General features: G+C 58.4%; 15 protein-coding genes, 1 tRNA gene and 1 pseudogene. 14 read left to right on the top strand and 3 right to left on the bottom strand.

What is annotated here, in order from left to right; all coding sequences use genetic code 11:
• Positions 1-771, top strand: a pseudogene (locus GC148_RS06315) (IS3-like element ISHne1 family transposase); the annotation flags it as partial.
• Positions 772-1,217: 446 nt separating this feature from the next.
• Positions 1,218-2,738 carry a cryptochrome/photolyase family protein gene (locus tag GC148_RS06310; protein ID WP_366063271.1) on the top strand — a complete coding sequence of 507 codons (1,521 nt, stop codon included), beginning with the start codon at positions 1,218-1,220 and terminating at the stop codon, positions 2,736-2,738.
• A gap of 15 nt (positions 2,739-2,753) precedes the next feature.
• Here GC148_RS06310 and GC148_RS06305 read toward each other — a convergent pair whose 3' ends face one another.
• Together GC148_RS06305 and GC148_RS06300 are read right to left on the bottom strand one after the other, a co-directional pair.
• Positions 2,754-3,455 (bottom strand): VIT family protein, encoded by a 702-nt coding sequence (locus tag GC148_RS06305; protein ID WP_291069663.1) that lies wholly within the window; start codon positions 3,453-3,455, stop codon positions 2,754-2,756.
• Positions 3,456-3,471: 16 nt separating this feature from the next.
• Positions 3,472-4,230 (bottom strand): cytochrome b/b6 domain-containing protein, encoded by a 759-nt coding sequence (locus GC148_RS06300; protein ID WP_291069662.1) that lies wholly within the window; start codon positions 4,228-4,230, stop codon positions 3,472-3,474.
• A gap of 176 nt (positions 4,231-4,406) precedes the next feature.
• Between GC148_RS06300 and GC148_RS06295 the strand changes: the two genes are divergently transcribed.
• The 5 genes from GC148_RS06295 to GC148_RS06275 all read left to right on the top strand — a co-directional run bounded on the left by GC148_RS06295 (position 4,407) and on the right by GC148_RS06275 (position 9,056).
• Positions 4,407-5,570, top strand: coding sequence for an acyl-CoA dehydrogenase family protein (locus tag GC148_RS06295; RefSeq protein WP_291069661.1), 1,164 nt, complete (start codon positions 4,407-4,409; stop codon positions 5,568-5,570).
• A 117-nt stretch (positions 5,571-5,687) separates the two neighbouring features.
• Positions 5,688-6,650 carry a nitronate monooxygenase family protein gene (locus tag GC148_RS06290; RefSeq protein ID WP_291069660.1) on the top strand — a complete coding sequence of 321 codons (963 nt, stop codon included), beginning with the start codon at positions 5,688-5,690 and terminating at the stop codon, positions 6,648-6,650.
• Positions 6,651-6,817: 167 nt separating this feature from the next.
• A tRNA-Leu gene (locus GC148_RS06285) sits at positions 6,818-6,902 on the top strand.
• 186 nt (positions 6,903-7,088) lie between these two features.
• Positions 7,089-8,282 (top strand): integrase arm-type DNA-binding domain-containing protein, encoded by a 1,194-nt coding sequence (locus GC148_RS06280; protein WP_291069659.1) that lies wholly within the window; start codon positions 7,089-7,091, stop codon positions 8,280-8,282.
• A 90-nt stretch (positions 8,283-8,372) separates the two neighbouring features.
• Positions 8,373-9,056 (top strand): DarT ssDNA thymidine ADP-ribosyltransferase family protein, encoded by a 684-nt coding sequence (locus GC148_RS06275; protein WP_291069658.1) that lies wholly within the window; start codon positions 8,373-8,375, stop codon positions 9,054-9,056.
• Positions 9,057-9,063: 7 nt separating this feature from the next.
• Here the strand turns inward: GC148_RS06275 and GC148_RS06270 are convergent, their stop codons facing one another.
• Complete coding sequence (locus GC148_RS06270) at positions 9,064-9,348, bottom strand: AlpA family phage regulatory protein (protein ID WP_291069657.1); 285 nt, start codon at positions 9,346-9,348, stop codon at positions 9,064-9,066.
• A gap of 269 nt (positions 9,349-9,617) precedes the next feature.
• Between GC148_RS06270 and GC148_RS06265 the strand changes: the two genes are divergently transcribed.
• From GC148_RS06265 to GC148_RS06235, 7 genes are all read left to right on the top strand, one after another.
• Complete coding sequence (locus tag GC148_RS06265) at positions 9,618-10,883, top strand: ATP-binding protein (RefSeq protein ID WP_291069656.1); 1,266 nt, start codon at positions 9,618-9,620, stop codon at positions 10,881-10,883.
• Positions 10,884-11,603: 720 nt separating this feature from the next.
• The gene (hsdR, locus tag GC148_RS06260; protein ID WP_291069655.1) at positions 11,604-15,056 is read left to right on the top strand and encodes a type I restriction-modification system endonuclease; all 3,453 of its coding nucleotides are present in this window, start codon (positions 11,604-11,606) and stop codon (positions 15,054-15,056) included.
• A 26-nt stretch (positions 15,057-15,082) separates the two neighbouring features.
• Positions 15,083-16,540, top strand: coding sequence for a class I SAM-dependent DNA methyltransferase (locus tag GC148_RS06255; RefSeq protein ID WP_291069654.1), 1,458 nt, complete (start codon positions 15,083-15,085; stop codon positions 16,538-16,540).
• On the top strand, positions 16,537-17,460 hold the full coding sequence (locus GC148_RS06250) for a GIY-YIG nuclease family protein (protein ID WP_291069653.1): 924 nt from the start codon (positions 16,537-16,539) through the stop codon (positions 17,458-17,460). The genes GC148_RS06255 and GC148_RS06250 overlap by 4 nt, the downstream gene beginning before the upstream one ends.
• A complete protein-coding gene (locus tag GC148_RS06245; RefSeq protein WP_291069652.1) occupies positions 17,457-18,752 on the top strand; it encodes a restriction endonuclease subunit S in 1,296 nt (431 codons plus the stop codon). Before GC148_RS06250 ends, GC148_RS06245 begins: the two co-directional genes overlap by 4 nt.
• Before the next feature lie 39 nt (positions 18,753-18,791).
• Positions 18,792-20,471 carry an anti-phage dCTP deaminase gene (locus GC148_RS06240; protein WP_291069651.1) on the top strand — a complete coding sequence of 560 codons (1,680 nt, stop codon included), beginning with the start codon at positions 18,792-18,794 and terminating at the stop codon, positions 20,469-20,471.
• The gene (locus GC148_RS06235; protein WP_291069650.1) at positions 20,468-20,632 is read left to right on the top strand and encodes a hypothetical protein; all 165 of its coding nucleotides are present in this window, start codon (positions 20,468-20,470) and stop codon (positions 20,630-20,632) included. Before GC148_RS06240 ends, GC148_RS06235 begins: the two co-directional genes overlap by 4 nt.
• Positions 20,633-20,685: the final 53 nt, after the last annotated feature.

Here is a 20,685-nt window from a genome sequence, read left to right as displayed (position 1 = left end):
CGCCGGGATGAGGTGCTGAAGCCGGAGATCCTTCGGGTCTTCAACGAGAACTTCACCGTCTATGGCGCCAACAAGGTCTGGCACCAGATGAAGCGGGAAGGCTTTGACGTGGCACGCTGCACCGTCAGGCGCCTGATGAAGGCCATGGGGCTGAAGGGCATTATCCGCGGCAAGCCGCATCGCACGACCTACAGTGACAAGGCAGCGCCGTGCCCGCTCGACCATGTGAACCGCAACTTCAAGGCCCCGGCACCGAACAGGCTTTGGGTCAGCGATTTCACCTACGTCTCGACCTGGGCCGGGTTCGTGTACGTCGCTTTCGTGATCGATGTGTTCGCCCGCCGCATTGTCGGCTGGCGGGTCAGCCGGACGGCGCATGCGAGCTTTGTGCTCGATGCTCTTGAGCAGGCCCTGCACGATCGAAGGCCGGGCATCGGAAGCGGTCTTGTTCATCACTCTGATCGCGGCAGCCAGTATGTCAGCATACGGTATACAGAGCGCCTCGCAGAAGCAGGCCTTGAACCATCCGTCGGCAGTGTCGGTGACAGCTACGACAACGCTCTCGCCGAGACGATCAATGGACTCTACAAAGCCGAAGTCATCTGGCGCAAAGGCCCGTGGAAATCCATGGACGCCGTCGAATACGCCACGCTTGAGTGGGTCGACTGGTTCAATCACCGCCGCCTGCTCGAGCCGATCGGAAATATCCCTCCGGCAGAAGCCGAGGCCAACTACTTTGCAGCGCTGAAGGAAAACGCTATCGCTGCATGACTCCAACCAAACAGCCTCCGGGGTTACCGGCGCGGTTCACTTTGCCGGTAATGGCAAGCTGACGCCGGTGCCCTGATCTGTCGTGACGAAATTGGCAAATCACATTAGTAACGAACTTGTCGCTGATGGGCAGCGTCGAACTCAGACAAAAAGGAGAACGTGCACTACAGTTTGCACTACAAGTTGCCGACTTTTTGCACTACAATTGGCGAAACGTTACCGACTAATAGGTTGAAAAACAAAGGGTTTTAGGTGGGTTTTGAGGCGCGTCACTCGCGCCATTCTGCAGGGGCTTCGGCCGCTGCTGCACTCCGGACGACCAAGCCCCGATGCCCCCTCAGAGCCACAGCATCCGCTCCGTTTTGGCGGCGACCCGGGCTTTGTTTGCACGCAATTGGCCCTAGTTCGCCTCACACACGTCCTGACCGGTTCGAGCGGAGGTATTCATCAGCGATCTCGTTTTCATTCTGGGCGATCAGCTCACGCCGGGGATTTCGTCGCTCAAAGGGGCGGACCCGTCGGTCTCGCGCGTTTTGATGGCCGAGGTCATGGAAGAGGCCAGCTATGTCCGCCATCACAAGAAGAAGATCGCCTTCATATTCAGCGCAATGCGCCATTTCGCAGCCGAGATGCGCGCCGCTGGATGGCAAGTTGACTATGTGACGCTGGATGACCCGGACAATTCCGGAAGCTTTACCGGTGAGCTGATGCGGGCCGTTGCGCGCCATCAGCCCGAGCGCCTGCGGGTCACCCGGCCTTCTGAGTGGCGCGTCGATCAGGCTGTCGGCAAATGGGAGCAGCTGAGCGGGTTGCCGGTGATCGTCAGCGAGGATGACAGGTTCGTCTGCACTGCGGAAGAATTCGGATCCTGGGCACGCGGGCGCAAACAGCTGCGCATGGAGAACTTCTACCGCGAGATGCGGCGCAAGACCGGCCTGTTGATGGAAAATGGAGAACCGGTTGGCGGGCAATGGAACTTTGATGCTGACAACCGGAATGCGGCCTCGCGGGATCTCTTCATCCCAAGGCCGCTGAGAATCGAACCCGACGCGGTCACCCGCGACGTGTTGTCATTGGTTCAAAAGCGCTTCGCGGACAATTTCGGTGACCTGGAACCCTTCTGGTTCGCGGTGACCCGCGACGATGCTGAACGCGCGCGTAGCCATTTTATCGAGCAGGCGCTGCCCCGCTTCGGCGATTACCAGGATGCGATGCTGGCGGACGAGAAGTTTCTCTATCATTCGCTGCTGTCATACTACCTCAATGTCGGGCTGCTCGATCCACTGGAAACTTGCCGGATGGTGGAAGCCGCCTACCAGTCAGGTCACGCGCCGCTCAATGCGGCGGAAGGCTTCATCCGCCAGATCATCGGATGGCGGGAATATGTGCGGGGGATCTACTGGCTGAAAATGCCCGGATACATGGACGAGAACGTCTTCGGCGCCACGCGGCCGCTGCCTGATTTTTACTGGACCGGAAATACGGACATGGCGTGCCTTCGCGCCGCCATTACCCAGACGCGCGAAGAAGCCTATGCGCACCATATCCAGCGCCTCATGGTGACGGGCAATTTTGCATTGCTCGCCGGGGTGGATCCGAAGCAGGTACATGAATGGTATCTCGCCGTTTACGCGGATGCGTTCGAGTGGGTCGAATTGCCGAACACGCTCGGGATGAGTCAGTATGCGGATGGTGGCCAGCTCGGCTCAAAGCCCTATGCGGCAAGCGGCAATTACATCAGCAAGATGTCCGACTACTGCAAATCCTGTTCTTTCGACGTGAAACAAAAGACCGGTGAAGGCGCATGCCCGTTCAATTCGCTCTACTGGAATTTTCTGGTCAGGAATGAGCCAAAACTGAAATCGAACCCTAGGCTGGCGCAGACTTACCGGACCTGGGAGCGCATGGACGCCGACCGGAAGCAGGAATACCTAGCCTCAGCTAAGGCGTTCCTGTCGTCCCTTTAGGTCGTCCGCGACGCGCTAGACAATCGTGCCGGTGAGTTTGCCAATGAGGCTGGTGACGCCCATGGCGAGCGCGCCCCAGAAGGTCACGCGGAACACCGCCGCGCCCATCTTAGCGCCGCCTGTTTTGGCGCCCGCCGCGCCCAGTAGCGCCAGGAAGACGAGCGTCGAGATCGACACGACAAGGACCAACGAGCTGGTGGGCACCAGCGCCGCAATCAGCAGTGGCAACGCCGCGCCGACGGCGAAGGTCGCTGCGGAGGTGAGCGCGGCCTGGATCGGGCGCGCGATATGGACTTCGGAGATGCCGAGTTCGTCGCGCAGGTGCGCCTTCAGCGGGTCTTTCGCCGTTAGCGCCTTGGCGACCTCCAGTGCGAGGTCGGGTTCAAGGCCCCGCTGCATGTAGATGCCTTTCAGCTCCATCAGCTCGGCTTCGGGCGTCTCGGCCAGTTCGCGCTTTTCCCGCTCCAAATCTGCCTTTTCGGTGTCGGACTGCGAGCTGACGGAGACGTATTCGCCGGCCGCCATCGACATAGCCCCGCCGACCAGCGCCGCCACACCCGCCGTCAGTACCGAGCCGCGCGAGGCTTCCGCCGCCGCCACACCGAGGATTAGACTGGCGGTCGAGACAATGCCGTCATTTGCCCCGAGCACGGCGGCGCGCAGCCAGCCGATGCGTTCGAAAGCGTGGCGTTCAGCGTGGGTGTGCAGTCGGCTCATGGATTGGTCCTTTGCCTCAGTCTCTATCACGATCCCGGTCGCCGTCATCGTCATCGCCGCCGCCATATTGACCGCCATGCTCGCCGTCTTCGGCAACCGCCGGGGTGGGCAGTGCCCACAGCGCGGCAGTCGTGGAAACGCCGACCAGCAACGCGACGACAAGTCCTGCCACTGACCCCTTGCGGGCATCGGTGCCCGGCTCGTCGGCGCGGCGGGTTTTCCGGCCCGTGATCATGGCGGGCACGAGCGCATCCTTCGCGAGCACGCTCTCGACCACAACGCCCAGCAAGTGAAGCGCAACGAGCGCCTGGAGAACGCGGAAGGCACCTTCATGCACCTCGGACATGTCGAGACCGAACTGGCCCACCAACGGGCCGGCGAAGCCTTCGCCGCTGCTGAAGAGGCCTGTGATGACGCAGGCCGATACCGCAGCGAGCAGCAGGAACACCGCCACACCGCCAACGGGATTGTGGCCGAGATGCCGCTCCGGCTTGCCGGAGGCGACCTTGCCGATGTGCCCCGCAATCGCGAAAGGATTGGGGAAGAATGCCGCGATGCGGGCATGCTCGCCGCCGACAAATCCCCAGAGGACGCGGAACACGATCAGCCCCGCCAAAGCCATGCCGCTGAGGCGGTGGATGAAGGCGGTCTCGTCCTCGCCGCCGGAGAACCAGCTGATCAGGACCAGCGCGAGTAGGCTCCAGTGAAACAGGCGCGTCGGCAGGTCCCAGACGCGCAGAGAGCGGGGGGCGGATGTGGCAGTCGTGTCGGTCATGTCAGGTCGAGTCTTCCGGTCAGGGTTGGACGATAGGCGATGAACGGATGAGGAGGCCAGAGTGGTCGCGGGCTCAATAGGTCATTTGGCCTACGTCATTCATCCTCCCCGGCGGCATCGCTTTACAGGCGGCAACCAGGCGGTACACCGGGGGCTCGCCGCCACCGGAAATCCGCATGACTGACACCACCGAAGAGACTTTTCCCGACATCCGCGAAGCGGTGCGCCGCCTCTGCGCGCGGTTTGCGGGCGGATACTGGCGCGAACTGGACCGCGACCGGAAGTATCCGACCGAGTTTGTGACCGCGCTGGCGCAGGATGGCTGGCTGTCGGTTCTTATTCCAGAGGAATATGGCGGCTCCGGCCTTGGCCTCGCGGCGGCGACCGCCGTCCTGGAGGAAGTGCATCGTTCCGGCTGCAATGGCGGCGCGGCCCACGCGCAGATGTACACGATGGGCACCGTGCTGCGTCATGGATCGGCCGCGCAGAAGGAAAAGTACCTGCCGAAAGTCGCGAGCGGCGAACTGCGCCTGCAGGCTTTCGGCGTGACCGAGCCCACCAGCGGCACTGACACGACCCGCATCCGGACCTTCGCCCGGCGCGAAGGCGACCATTACGTGGTCAATGGGCAGAAGATCTGGATCAGCCGGGCTGAACATTCGGACCTGATGGTGCTGCTGGCGCGCACTGCGCCGCGCGAGGCGAGCGCCAAGTCCAGCGACGGCATCAGCGTGTTCCTCGTCGACATGCGGGAAGCCCTGGGCAATGGCCTGACCATCCGGCCGATCCGCACCATGCTGAACCATGCCACGACCGAGCTGTTCTTCGACGACATGAAAGTGCCCGCCGAAAACCTGATCGGCGAGGAGGGCAAGGGTTTCCGTTACATCCTGTCCGGCATGAATGCCGAGCGCATCCTGATTGCGTCCGAGTGTATCGGCGATGCGCGCTTCTTCATTGACCGGGCAAGCGCCTATGCCAGCGAACGGTCGGTGTTCGGCCGGCCGATCGGCGAGAACCAGGGCGTCCAGTTCCCGATTGCGCGGGCCTATGTGCAGACCGAGGCCGCCGCCCGGATGGTGGCTCACGCGGCCAGCCTGTTCGACGCCGGCAAACCGGCCGGGACCGAGGCCAACATGGCCAAGATGCTGGCCTCTGAAGCGTCCTGGTATGCGGCAGACATGTGCGTGCAGACGCATGGCGGCTTCGGCTTTGCCGAGGAATACGACATCGAGCGCAAGTTCCGCGAGACGCGGCTTTACCAGGTCGCGCCGATCTCGACGAACCTGATCCTCAGCCACGTCGCCACCCATGTTCTGGGCCTGCCGAAGAGCTTCTGACGGCCGGACGGGCCGGCGATTTCCGTAGCGTGACCCCTTTTCGGCGGCCTGCGGCTTTGTCATCCTTGATCCTGGAGACGCGCGGGGACCCGCGCGCACGAGACAGGGAAGAACGCTATGGTGAAAACACGGATCATGGACATGTTCGGCGTCGAGACGCCGATCCTGATGGGCGGCATGACGGGGGTCGGATACGGCGAGCTCGTTGCGGCGGTTGCCAATGCCGGCGCACTCGGTTTCATCACGGCCCACATGTTCAAATCGGGCAAGGAGCTTCTCGACGAGATCGAAAAGACCAAGCAGTTGACCTCCAAGCCCTTCGGCGTGAACCTCACGCTGCTGCCGTCGATCAACCCGATCCCTTATGACGAGTACCGCGAGGCGATCATCGCGTCGGGCATCAAGATCGTGGAAACCGCCGGCCGCGCGCCGACCGACCACCTGCCGCGTTTCAAGGAGCATGGCGTGAAGGTGATCCACAAATGCACCTCAGTGCGCCACTCGGTGTCGGCCGTGGCCAAGGGCGTGGATGTGATCTCCATCGACGGCTTCGAATGTGCGGGCCATCCGGGCGAGGATGATGTCGGCCTGATCGTATTGCTACCGGCGACGGTGGACGCAGTGGACGTACCGGTCGTCGCCTCGGGCGGAATGGCGGACGGGCGCGGCCTCGCGGCGGCGCTGGCGCTGGGCGCCGAAGGCGTCAACATGGGCACGCGCTTCTGTGCGACGGTCGAAGCAAAGATCCACGAGAACGTGAAGAAAAAGATCGTGGAGAACAACGAGCTCGATACTGTCCTCGTCGGGCGCACCCTGCGCAATACGGCGCGCGTGGCGAAGAACACGGTCTCGACCCAGGTTGCCGAGATCCAGAAAGACCCGACGAAGACCTTCACGGATGTGAAGGAATTGATGGCGGGCGTACGTGGCCGCGAGAACGTGCTGCGCGATGGCCATATGGATGACGGCATCTGGACCACAGGCCAGAGCCAGGCCCTGATCCACGACATCCCGACCTGCGCGGAGCTCGTGAAAAGCATCATGAAGCAATACGAACAGGCGCGCGCCCGCCTGACCTAGGCGCAGCACGGTTCTGGAACGGAGTTTGGCCCGGCCGCTGCGCCGGGCCATTTGCATTCAGGCCGGACCGGGAATCCGACCTTTTGGCGTCTGAACCGCCCGGACCACGCTTTTTCCCCGTTGACCTTGGCGGCCGCCAACCCTATTACCCCGCCTCTCTACCCCGTGCCCAGATGGCGGAATTGGTAGACGCACTGCTTTCAGGTAGCAGCGCTGCAAGGCGTGGAGGTTCGAGTCCTCTTCTGGGCACCACACTGTGTTGATGAGAAACACAGCCCACACAAAAATCCCAATACAAAACAGTTGGTTGGCAGCTCGTTTCGAGTCCCGAGCGTCCACGCTCGTCCACCCGCATCCGTGGACTGCCAGCACATTTGTTGGCACCGTTATGGCATCAAAGAGCTCCAACGAGCTTAAGCCGAAGGGTGATGCCAACAAATGAAGCTAACTGACTTTAAAATCAAAGCCTTAAAGCCGGGACCAAAGCCTTTGCGCGCTGCGGATGGACGCGGCATGTACATCGAGGTGAAGCCGAACGGCACCAAGTTGTTCAAGATGGCCTACCGTTATGACGGCAAGCAGAAAACGCTGTCCTTCGGCGACTATCCGATCACGACGCTCGCCAAGGCGCGCGAACGCATGGTCGAGGCCCACCGCCTTCTGCGCGACGGGATCGACCCAATGGCACAGTTCCAGAGCGAGAAGCAGGCGAAGCTTTCGAAGACCGAACACACCTTCTCCAAGATTGCTGCGGAGCTTCTGGAGAAGCGGCGCAAAGAAGGCTTGTCGGATGCCACGCTGACCAAGAAGCGTTGGCTGGTCAGCCTCGCAGCAGCCGATATCGGCGACATGCCTATCCGCGAGATCAAGGCGCCGGACATACTCGTGCCATTGCGCAAGATTGAATCGGACGGGAATTACGAGACCGCCAAGCGCACGCGGGCGCTCATCGGCGAAGTGTTTCGTTACGCCATTGCTACGGCTCGGGCCGAATTTGATCCGACCGTCGGTCTGCGCGGCGCGCTCATCTCACCGCGCGTCACTCACAGGGCCGCTATCGTGGAGCGCCAGCCGTTCGCAGAGCTTTGCCGCGCCGTCTGGGCGTTCAATGGTCAGCCGGAAGTCCAAACGGCCTTGAAGCTCATGGTTCTTCTGTATCCGCGACCTGGCGAACTGCGTCTGTCCAAATGGGATGAGTTCGATCTCCCCAACCGGAAATGGACGATTCCGGCGGCACGCATGAAAATGCGCCGCGAGCACGTCAAGCCGTTGCCGGGGCTTGCCGTCGAGTTGCTCGAAGATCTTAGATCGCAGTCATGGAAGACGGATTGGGTGTTCCCCTCCCGTCTTTCACGTGCGCGCTCTATCAGCGAGAACACTCTGAACGGTTCGCTGCGCCGTATGGGATTCGGAGCAGATGAAATGACATCTCACGGGTTTCGCGCGAGCGCCTCAAGCCTCCTGAATGAAAGCGGCAAATGGCAATCTGATGCCATCGAAGCCGAGCTCGCGCATTTCAGCGGCGACCAGGTTCGACGCACTTACCACCGCGCCGCCTATTGGAAGGAGCGCGTCGAGATGTCTGAATGGTGGGCGGAAGAAGTTCTGGGCTTGGTGGATGGAGCAACTTAGTCTCGGACCGCTTGAAGCCAACCGAAAAAAAGCGCGGACTTGTCAGGGATATGTTCGGCCGCTTTCTAGATATGTTCACCGGAGGAATTTGTGTCGCGGAGAAAGACCTATCAGGAGAAAATTTCTGATCACATTGCCAATGTGGTCGATGCTCGATGTATAAAGAATGTTATTCACTTCACACGCCTCTCGAACCTCCGGGGCATTGTGCAGCACGGACTTCTGAGCCGATTTGACCTTCTGCAAGCAGACGTTTTGCAGAAATCGACCACGAGCGATGTTGACCGCTTGGATGAGAATGATCACGCAATTTCGGTCTCCGTATCCTGCTTCTATCCAGACATGTTTAATGCCAAGCGCCACCGATCCGGTAACGCTCCTTGGGTGGTCCTTGGATTAAATCCTAGCCTTCTATGGGAGCTCAATTGCCATTTCTTCGCGCACAGCATTGTAAGCCGAGAATCGAAGTATGAGCGCGGTATCACCAGAAGGGATAGTGGATTCGCTTTTGAATCCCTTTTCCAAGCCCCCAGCAACAAGCCAACGTATCGAGAGACCGCCGGTCTCCCGCTTAGTTTTCCAACCCATCCGGATTCTGAGGTGCAGGTGTTTGACCCCATTCATCCGCAATACCTGCAAAGGGCTTGGGTTGAAACAACTCAGGACAAGGAAGAAGTGATGCGAGCACTCCAAGCCTTCGGACGTGGCGATTTTGAAGTGTGGGTAGAACCCTTCAAGCCCAGACATTCTTACCAACTCACCACATGGGGCTGAGCGGTGCTCAAGCTGTAACACTGCGCCGCTCGTCCAATCTTCGCGCGGCCTTGACGATGTCCTGCATGTAGGCCTCGACTTCTCCTTCAATCCAGACACTCCGTCGTCCTATGTGAACCGGTGCCGGGAAAGGGCGCTCTTCGTCCTTGATTAGCTGGTACACGAGCGAGCGGCTGATGGATGTGCGTTCAAGTACCTGGCGGAGCGACAAGAAGCGGGTTGGCGCTTTGCTGTGGTTGGTCTGTAATACGGCGAAGCGTCGCTCGATGTGAACAGTATTCGGTTCGGGCATGATCACACCTCCTCTAGTCAGCCAACTGTTGCGCCAACGTGGTCCCATCGTCCCGCACGATCCGTGTCTTGCCTAGTTGGAATGGCGGCCAATCGCGGCATGTGTGCGCAATGGCGTGCAGAAGAGGGGTCTTGGTGTGTTTGGGCGGGTTGTCTTGCTAAATTCGGCGTAAGGGCTCCTGATTCCGCTCCGGACGGGCTTCCATTCCGAATTGGACGGCACTACATTCCGAATCAGACGATCCTCCATTCCTGATTGGACGACATCTTTTGCCTACTGAAAAGAAACCCGGGCGGCCGATCCCTCGCCATGCAGAAGCCCGCATTCTGCGAGCGCTAGGCGATACGCGGATCGTAGCTCTAGTTGGTCCGCGCCAATCCGGGAAGACGACGCTGGCCCGGAAGATCGCCGCAGCGCGCGGCATGACATTCGTCACGTTGGATGACGAACAGTTCCGGCAATTCGCGAACGATGATCCGAGCGGTTTCATGCGGAGCCTGGATCGCGCTGTAATCGACGAAATTCAGCGGGCCCCATCCCTGATCCTCGCGCTGAAAAAAGCGGTCGACGAAGACCCGCGTCCTGGCCGCTTCCTGATCACGGGTTCGGTCGATCTCTTCAAGGGTATGCTCTCGCCCGACTCGCTCGCAGGCCGCGTCGAAACGATCGAACTCTTGCCGTTCAGCCAATCCGAGATCGCACGCACGCCGCCGTCCGGCTTCCTCGACCGCAGCTTTTCAGCTTCATTTCCGCCGATTGCGGACACCGGACGAACGCCAGACCTGATCGCGCGCGTGCTCGGCGGTGGCTACCCAGAAGCGCTTGCGCGTTCTGAATCGTCGCGCCGACGGGACTGGCTGCGGGATTATGCGCGCGCGCTTGCGCTCCGCGATGCTGCTGAGTTGGCAGCTGTCTCGAAAACGGCTGAACTATCGCGCCTGCTTGAGCGCGCCGCGCTGGCTTCGGGCGAGCTCGTTAACTTGTCGGCACTGGCGTCCCCGCTTGGCATTGACAGCAAGACCGCTGATCGATGGCTGACGCTGCTTGAACAGATGTTTGTGCTCCGGCGCGTGCGCGCCTGGCATACCAACGATCTGAAGCGTCTCGTCAAAACGCCGAAGGTGCACTTTCTCGATACCGGTCTTCTGGCAGCGTTGCGACGCGTCGGCGCCGATGAGATTGAAGCCAACCGCCAAAGACTTGGGCCGCTGCTTGAGGGCTTTGTTTTCTCGGAACTCGTGAAGCAGGCCTCTCTGACCTCCGGCGAGGTGTACATCAGCCACTACCGCGACAAGGACCAGATCGAAGTCGATTTCGTGTTGGAACGCGGGCGCCAGATCGTCGGCGTCGAAGTCAAAGCTGCGGCCACCGTCAAGCCGGAAGATTTCCGTGGGCTCCGGCGTCTCAAGGACGCAACGGGAAATGCCTTCGTTTGCGGCATCGTTCTGCATGATGGCGAACGCATCCAGAAGGTCGGTGAAGGCCTGTACGCGATGCCGATACAAGAGCTGTGGGCGACGAGCGCTCGTAGCTGAGCGCTGCGCCTACCTGCACCCTGCGCAGCGCAAAGCCCCCAATCTCTCTCAATTCGGATCTTTCGGTCAAGCGAAGTCCGCGGAGCATTGATTTCCCCTGACGGGATATGGCGCCAGCGAGACCTGCTGCAAATACGTCAGAACAGCGGAAACCCGGCGTCTCGACCCGGTGCAATGGGCACCGAAAAAGAGTTGTGAAGACAAGGTGCAAGGCAAGGCCTGGCGCCAACCCTTTTATCTTGCCCTACCGGGTTCGCATGTCGTCGATTTGCACGCCTTTGCCTTGCGCTGCAGGCGAATGCATCCGCCGCAAAGCTTCGAGCAAAGTGTATGACGCGGGATCTCGTGTAAAACTGGGTGCGCCAGCGTTCCGTGTACGTCACAAATGGCGGCATGAGCATACAAAAAATCGATGTGCAGACAGGTTGCTGGATGGGCATGTACGCACATCCTTCAATCTTGCCCTCTCGGGTTCGCTGTCCAATCCTACGTCTGCATTGACTACTTCACGCCGCCAGATGCCGGATGATGCCAATCTCGCACATGTGGGTCGGCCGCAGAGACGGGAAAACTTCGACGAATATACTCTGGTTTCGCCGGAATTGCGTCCCGTCAAGGGCGCGCAAAATGCGCGCCGCGAAGCGGTCGACGACCCTTGACGGGACGCGATTCCGGCAAGGAAAATGACCGTGGCCCAAGTGGCATTCCATGCCATTGGGCTTGAAGGAAACCTCTTTCAAATGCGGCCGTTTCGATCTAGTGAAACTACTGGTTGCAATCAGAGAATTACGGGGCCTTACGAAGGAAATGGAGAGCCTGAACTTTTCATTTATTGAGAAGAGTGAGCCTCTGCTGTTCCGTCTTGCTACCCTTTCGGAACAGCTGTTTCCGACAGATCCCAATACCTCTCTGCTCAAATCCCGGCAGTTTGGAGAAGCGATAGCGCAACAAATCGCGGCGCGTTCAAGGCGACAAAGCATATTGAATGAGCGGCAAGTTGACCTTCTGAACCGGCTCAAGGCTGACGGGCTGATACCGAAACCAATCGCAGATATGCTTCATTTCGTCCGCAAGAAAGGGAATGAGGCGAACCATGATTTAACAGGCTCGGCCAGCGATGCGCTTGCATCGTTGCGCTTTGTGCACTCAATAGCGATCTGGTACACAAAAGCGTACTACTCGGCTGAAAATGTAGGCTCATCCGCTTTCATTCCTCCGCGGGCGCCGCATGACACAACTCCCGCACTAAAAATTCAGATTGAAGAGCTTAACGCGCTACTATCGACTGCTGACAGAGAGCGCGCCGCCCATGCTGCACGCCTTGAGCAAACCGAATCCGAGCGTCAAAGACTGGCAGCGTTAGCTTTGGAACGAGATACTGAACGTGCGGCCTTGCAAGAAGAAATTGCGAGGCTCCGGGCGGAGTCACAGACGGCGAATGCCCCATCCGAGACCCAACTTGCCCAGTTCGCCGAGAAGGCTTTCGAACAGGTAAAACTCTCTGAGGCAGATACCCGTGACCTCATCGATTCCGCGCTTCAAGATGCCGGTTGGGAAGCAGATCACCGCACCTTGAGGCAATCTGTCGGAACCGCTCCTGAGCTTGGCCGCAACATTGCCATCGCTGAATGGAAGACCAGCTCGGGGCCAGTGGATTATGCGCTTTTCTGCGGTGTAACCTGCGTCGGGGTCATCGAGGCGAAACGTGAGAGCAAGGATGTCCCAGGCGTTCTCCAGCAGGCCGAACGATACGCGCGCGACATTATCTTGCCCGCTGGGTCGACTGTTCAGAACGCACCTTTTTCCGGTGCGCCAACGAACGACATCGACGATTTCGAGGCCAGCTTCAAAACCCCTTTCGCCTTTGCGACGAATGGCAGGCCGCATGTAAAACAAATGCGAACGAAGTCGGGAATATGGTTCCGTGATCTGCGTTCCGCAAACAATCATGCAAAAGATCTCTCGGACTGGTTCTCACCCCAGGATCTTCTGAGCAAGCTTGAGCAGGTGGCTGTAAATCCCACAAGACAGCTAGCAGAAGAGCCTTTCGATTATGCCAATCTGCGCACCTATCAACAGGATGCCATAACGGCAATTGAGCGAGCGATTGAATCAGGTGCGGAAACGGCTCTTATCAGTATGGCGACGGGCACAGGCAAGACCCGCATGGCCATCGCACTCATGTACCGTGCACTCAAGCGAAGGCGTTTCCGGCGAATTCTCTTCCTTGTTGATCGCAATGCGTTGGCTGACCAAACGCTCGATAGCCTTGAGAATGCTGAACTCGAAAACCTTCTGAAATTTACGCAGACGTACGGTGTGGCAGGGCCAGCCGACAAGGACATCGGCAAGGAAACCCGCGTCCATGTGGCGACAATCCAGGCTATGGTGAAGCGCGTGATGCTCGGCGGAGAGGATCGGCCAACTCCAGGCACGTATGACCTGATCATTGTGGACGAAGCTCACAGGGGATATGCGCTCGATGCAGAGCTGCGAGACGAGGATATCGAGTTTCGCTCGACGGAAGACTACCTCTCCAAGTACCGCCGCGTGCTCGACTATTTCGACGCCGTGAAGGTCGGGCTGACTGCGACGCCTGCGCTCCAGACTACCGAAATCTTTGGCCCGCCGGTTTATCGCTATTCCTACCGTCAGGCCGTTATCGACGGCCATCTCATAGATCATTTGCCTCCCAAGCGTATCGTCACAGCCCTGAATCAGGCGGGCATCGAGTTCAAGGGCGGCGAGGAAGTTTCAATCGTTGATCCTGAGACGGGTGAGATTGATACGGCGACCCTGCCTGACGACACTGGTTTTGAGGTTCAGGAATTCAACAAACGGGTCTACACGCCCGAATTCAACCGTGTCGTCGCTGAGACCATCGCACAGGAAATCCCGCCAGACCGGCCTGGAAAGACCCTGATCTTTGCCGTCCGCGACGAGCATGCCGACACGCTCGTGACTGAACTCAAAGCCGCGCTGCAAGCAGAATATGGCGATCTGCCTGATGATACGGTGATGAAGATCACCGGTCAGACCGATCGTCCGCTAGATCAGATCCGGCGGTTTCGAAGCGATGCCCGCCCGCAATATGTCGTGACTGTCGACATGCTAACGACTGGGGTTGATATTCCGAAGATCTTCAATCTCGTGTTCGTGCGGCGGGTTAACAGCCGCATTCTCTATGACCAGATGATCGGACGCGCGACGCGGCTTTGCCCGGATATCGGCAAGACAGAATTCCGTATCTTCGATGCTGTCGACCTTTACGACAATCTGCAATCGATGACGGACATGCGTCCCGTTGTCACCAATCCGAATTTGTCTTTCGCTCAGCTCACCAGTGACCTTGCCAACGCGCCCGGAGAGGAAAGCCGTCGGATCGTGCAGGAGCAGATTGTCGCGAAGCTCCGCCGCCGTCTGCCGCGCCTGACGAATGCGCAAGCCGAGATTATCGAAGCAATCATCGGCGAGAGCGCAGAAGACCTGGCCGATATGCTACAAGCCATGGCGCCGGACGCCTGCCGCGATTTCCTGGCCAACCATCCGCGCCTTGTTACCACGCTGGATGAACCGCCCGCCAAAGGCAGGCGACCCGGTATGCCAATCTATGAAGGCGACGACGAACTCATTGCCATTGAGGATATCTTCAAGGACGGCCTTACCCCGGAAGATTACATCGAGGCGTTCGAGCGCTACATCCGAGAAAACATGAATGCCGCAGCAGGAATGGTCGCGGCGACGCAGCGCCCGCGTGAGTTGACCCGGCAAAGCCTGAAAGAGCTTGCCCTCGGCCTCGACGAACAAGGCTATTCCGAAACCCATCTTCGCCGTGCGTATGGCCGGGTACGCAATGCCGACATTGCCGCTCATATTATCGGATTTGTGCGGCAAGCCGCCCTGGGCGATCCGCTCGTGCCCTATGCCACGCGCGTGGACAATGCGATCCGTCAGCTCATCGAGGCGCGCAATTTTACCAACGACCAAAAGCAATGGCTGCGCCGTATCGGGCGAGCCCTGAAGGAATACCCGGTGGCTGATCAGGAAACACTGAATGCGCCCGCTTTTCAGCAGTTTGGCGGATGGAATCGTGGCAACCAGGCCTTTGATGGCCAGCTTGCCAATGTGCTCGCTGACATTAATGAAGCCGTCTGGTCGCGCCAGTCCGGCTAAACCGATAAACAAGAAAAGACCCAAGCATGAACCCCTCGTCCGATCTCGTGAACAAGCTTTGGCGGCGTGCCGCCATCCTGCGCAAGGATGGCGTGACCTATTTCCAGTATGTCACCGAGTTGACCTATCTCCTCTTCCTCAAGATGCTGAAAGAGCAGGGGCATGAGAAAGGATATGTGCCCGAGGCCTATAACTGGGATAGCCTGCGCAACCGGGAAGGCACGGACCTGCTCGACCACTACCGCGACATGCTGGTCAAGCTAGGCACCGACAAGACGCCTGGCGTTCACCGGCAGGTGATCGCAATTTTCGCGAACGCCTCCACCTTCATCCGCACCCCGGTCAATCTCGACACGCTTATCAAGACGATCGACGAACTCGATTGGTACTCCTCTGAACGCGACAGCTTCGGCGATCTCTATGAGGGCCTTCTCCAGAAAATGGCTGAGGAGACCAAGAAGGGCGCAGGCCAGTACTTCACGCCGCGTGTGCTGATCAACGCCATCGTTGAACTCATGGATCCGCAACCTGGCGAAGTCATTCAGGACCCTGCGATAGGCACTGGTGGATTCATCATCGCCGCAGATACACATATCCGTACAAAGACGGATAACTACTTTGACCTGATTGAACGTGCGCAGACCTTTCAGACCCGCGACGCTTATCATGGCATCGAGAACGTGCTCGACACCTACCGCTTGCTGCTGATGAACTTGCACCTGCATGGCGTCCAGACCAGCCATATCAGCCTCGCCGATACGCTCTCACCCGCCGGTGCCGCGATGAAGCCGGCGGACTTGATCTTGACCAATCCTCCCTTTGGGCCCGCCGGCGGGCGCCCGAGCCGTGACGACCTGACCATCACCCATACCGTCAGCTCCTACCAGCTTCCCTTTGTCGAGCATTGTCTGCGCGCGTTGAAGCCTGGCGGGCGGGCGGCGATTGTCGTGCCGGACAATGTCCTTTTCGAAGATGGCAAAGGTAAGCAGCTTCGCCAGAAGATTATGGATGAGGCGGACCTACACACTATTCTCCGCCTGCCCACCGGCATCTTCTATGCCCAGGGTGTAAAAACCAACGTCATCTTCATGACCAAGGCCAAGAAGGAAGGCGCAACCGGCACGACCAAAGCCGTTTGGATTTATGACCTGCGCGCCAACATGCCTTCGTTTGGCAAGACCGCGCCGCTGACGCTCGCGCACCTTCAGCCGTTCATGAACGCCTACCAGGCAAAGAAACGAAAGGATGAGGGCGAGGAGGGCCGTTTCCGCTGCTTTTCCCGCGAGGAGATTACTGCGCGGGGCGACAATCTCGACATCTCCTGGCTGCGCGATGACAGCGAGTCTCGCGATATCGGCGAACCCGAAGACATCGCCGCCGAGATAATGGCCGAGCTGCAAATAGCCATGTCCGCTATCGAAACGCTCACTGCCGAACTGGCGAGCGAAGAGGAGGACGAGGCGGCGCCCGTCGCAGCAGAGTGACCGGGGATACATTCGGGCGCACCATCCAGCTCTTTCTCGTTGACGGAAAACCTTCAGGCCTGCGCAAGGCGACCATTCATGGCTGGACGGGGCTCATCTTTGTCAGCGGCGACTCAACCTTCGGCGCGCTCACGGCGCGGGACGAGGTTGACCGTACAGGCGTCTACATCCTCTCCGGCCCGGACCCCGACAAGGCGGGCGTGACCCGCGCCTATATCGGCTCCGGCAACTCGGTCGCTGAGCGGATCAAGCAAAGCGCTCTCAAGCGCGACTTTTGGGAGACCGCGATCACGATTACGACCAGCGATGACGACCTCTCCAAGGGCCATGCCGAATATCTCGAAGCGCGCCTGATCGAGATGACGAGTGCGGCGGGGCGCGTCACGCTCGACAATGGCACAAGCCCGGACACATCGCGCCGCCGCCTGCCGGAAGCGGACGTGGCGAACATGGAGCAATTCCTTGCCAATCTGAAAATCATCCTGCCGGTCATCGGGCTCGACATGCTGAAGCCTCAGCCCCGCGCAGTCAGCGATACGGCAACGCCGGTGGAGTTGCGCACCAGCGGCGAGGTGCGCTTTGAAATCCGCCACAAATCCGGCGTGCAGGCCGAAGCGGTGGAAGAAGACGGCGAGTTTGTCGTGCTGGAAGGCTCAGAGGCGCTGACTGGCACCGGCTACGTTCAGCAAAGCTATGGCGGGCTGAAACAGAAACTGGTCGAAGATGGCGTGCTGATCAACGCCCCGGACGGCAAGCTGCGCTTCGCCCGGGCCTATGCGTTTTCCAGCCCCTCTGCCGCGGCGGCCGTCATTCTCGATCGCAATTCAAATGGTCGCACGGAATGGAAGGTGAAGGACAGCAAGCAAAGCTATCATGACTGGCAACAGGCTCGCGCCGTGTCAGAGGAGGCGGGGGTATGAGCACGTTGCCGGAAGGATGGGCCCGAACGACTTTGGGGAATGTTCACACAATCAATCCACGCCACCCGAAAGATGTGGACAAGAAGCAGACCATCTCTTTTGTGCCCATGCTTGCAGTGTCGGAACAGACCGGCTTGATAAGCGATGCTGAAGAACGCGTCCTTGAGCAAGTCTGGACGGGGTACACGCACTTTCGCAACGGTGACGTTCTATTCGCGAAAATCACGCCCTGCATGGAGAACGGAAAGATTGCAGTTGCCAGTGACCTGACGAATGGTCTCGGGTGTGGAACAACTGAATTTCACGTACTAAGGTCGATCGGAGCGACTGAACCAAAACTGGTTTGGTACTATCTGAGGGACTATTCGTTTCGAACGAATGCAGAGCGGAGCATGACGGGCGCGGTTGGACAACGCCGCGTACCGAAAAGCTATTTAGAAGAACATTCATTCCTTCTGCCGCCCTTGGCGGAGCAAAGGCGCATTGTAGAGAAGCTGGACGCTTTAAACGCACATAGCCGCGCCGCCGCCACCGCACTCACCCGCATCGAAACCCTCATATCCCGCTACAAGACAGCGGTGTTAGGAGCGGCGTTCGATCCAGACGGCATAGGAGCCGAATCCAGATGGCAAGAGCGCACTATTGCAGAGGTCGGAGACGTTGCACTCGGTCGGCAAAGATCACCCAAGGATCATCAAGGTCCACATATGAGACCATACATTCGGGCAGCTAACATCACGTGGGATGGGCTCGACTTGTCCGATGTCAAAAAAATGAATTTTAGTCCAAGCGAGTTTGAAGTGTTTCAACTTCAGCCCGGAGATGTCCTGGTGAACGAGGGATCAGGAAGCGCGAAAGAAGTCGGAAAACCCGCAATCTGGCGCGGCGAAATCGAAAATTGCTGCTTTCAGAACACAACAATCCGTATACGTCCGAAGCAGTGCACATCTCAGTATCTCTATTACTATTTATTGTTCTGTGCTCGAAGCATGCGTTTCGTGAGGGAGACGCAGGGTGTCAACATTCATCACATTGGCAAAAGGGGGCTTGCCGAGTTTCCTATTCCACTCCCTGAGAGCCTTGAGAAACAAGCCGAAATAGTCGCCCGAATCGAGGCCGCGTTTGCTCAGATCGAGAACCTGACCCGCGCCACCGCCACCGCGCGCGTGCGCATCAGTACCCTCGATCGAGCCATCCTAGCCCGAGCCTTCAAAGGAAAACTCGTCCCCCAAAACCCCAACGACGAACCTGCGAGCGAATTGCTGAAGCGGGTGAAGGGTAAACAAAATTAAGGATTCCGAGACGGAATCAGTCTCCGATTGAACCAATAGTTGGAACAGATTCAAATGGTCAAAGCTGCCGCCGCCAAGAAAAGAACATTGATTGACCGATCCGAGAAGCCGGTATCGGCGGCCGATTTGACAAAAGCCCTGCGTGACCGCCTGACCCCCGAGATAGTCATAGGGCTGGTTGGTCCGGTAGCCTCTGGCGTTTCCACATCAGGGCGGATCCTTCGAGAGGTGATTTCGACAACCTATGGCTACGAAGTCAATCCAATCCGGATGAGCGGATTGATCGAAAAGAATGCTGACTTGGTCGGTGGGCACCAACCGAACGGATTGGCAGCCGCTGAACGTATCCAACTGCTTCAGGATGTGGGTAGCAAACTCCGCGAACGCTTTGGAAGTTCGATCCTTGCTGCGAAAGCCATAGAAGTGATTGCTGTCGAGCGCGGGAAATCTGGTTTTGAAGATGAAGAATTTCAGGAACCCAAGCGTATTCGCCGGGTCCATATCGTCGATTCAATCAAGAACCCTCAGGAAGCCGCCCTTTTTCGATCTGTATACGGATCGGCATTTTGGCTGGTTGGCGTATTTGCTCCGCGAGACCTGCGGAAGAAGCGGTTGGAGCGAAACGGTTCAGCTGCCGATGTTGCAGAACAGATTATTCAAAGAGATGAACACGAAGGTCCGGAACATGGCCAAGACGTGCGGGAGACGTTTTTCGGAAGTGATTATTTTCTGAAGAATGCAGGGGGTAACGAAGAGAGTTTGAAGGCTTCAGTACGTCGTCTTTTGACCTGCATTTTCGAAGACAGCATCGTGACGCCAACCGCAGATGAGCGAGGCATCGCCTATGCCAAGCAAGCTGCAGCCTCTTCTGCATGTATGAGCCGACAGGTTGGCGCCATCATTGTGGACGCCGACCATTCGGTGATTGGTCAGGGGTGGAATGAAGTGCCGCGTCCTATGGGCGGCGTCTATTCTGAAAGAGATGGCGATCGGGACGCCAGATGCTTTAAGCATGGCACAAAAATCTGCCATAACGATGATCGCAAAGAGAAGCTGTACGTCGAGATAGCACGAGAGTTTGGCGGGCTCCTTTCAGGAGAGGCGTTCGAGCGGGCAATCCGGGCGGTCCTGGAAGCCGAAGGTGCGTCCCCAGAAATCGCACGAAAAATTGTTGCAGCGGCACAAGTCGAAACAAATGGCGAACATATTCGATCTGTGCTACGAAAAACAGGCGTGAAGTCGCTTATCGAGTTTAGCCGTTCGGTTCACGCTGAAATGGCGGCGATTGTCGATGTTGCTCGAACGGGTCGAGGAGGTGTGAAAGGCTCAACGATGTTTGTGACCACCTTTCCCTGCCACAACTGCGCGAGACACATCATCGCTTCAGGAGTTGAGAGGGTGGTCTACATTGAGCCCTATCCGAAAAGCCTGGCGATTGACCTGCACGACGATGCCATCCACGATCTGACTTTTACCGAGAAGCACGAGGGTGACTCGAAAAGAGTGCGGTTTGAACCATTCGAAGGCGTTGGCCCCGCTCGATATTTTGCGGTCTTCCTGATGGAAGACGAACGGAAGGAAAGCGGAAGGTACAAAGACCGGCAGCCAAGTCAAAAGCTGCCTGCAGATGCGGAGAGCCTCGATGCTTTTGCCACGCTGGAAAAGAGGGTGATTGAGCACCTACAAGACATTGAAAGTTCGGAGGGGAATCGAACATGAACAAGACCACCAAACGTTCTGACCAGCGGCAGATGAATATGCTTCTGCCAATTGAAGGAAAGTCCGTCACTAAGACAGCGGCGACAACTGTGGCCTATCGATCCAAAGAATTTTACGATATTCGAGAGAAGCTAGTGAAGTCTCTGCCTTCCAAGAAATAGGCAAGTTGAACTTCTCTGTGAGTCCGCCTTTCTCACTCGAACCACGCTAGCCA

The sequence above is a fragment of the Hyphomonas sp. genome (assembly GCF_016125515.1).
GTDB lineage: Bacteria > Pseudomonadota > Alphaproteobacteria > Caulobacterales > Hyphomonadaceae > Hyphomonas.
The sequence above is the reverse complement of the archived record's forward strand: the minus strand, read 5'-3'. Positions and strand labels throughout refer to the sequence as shown.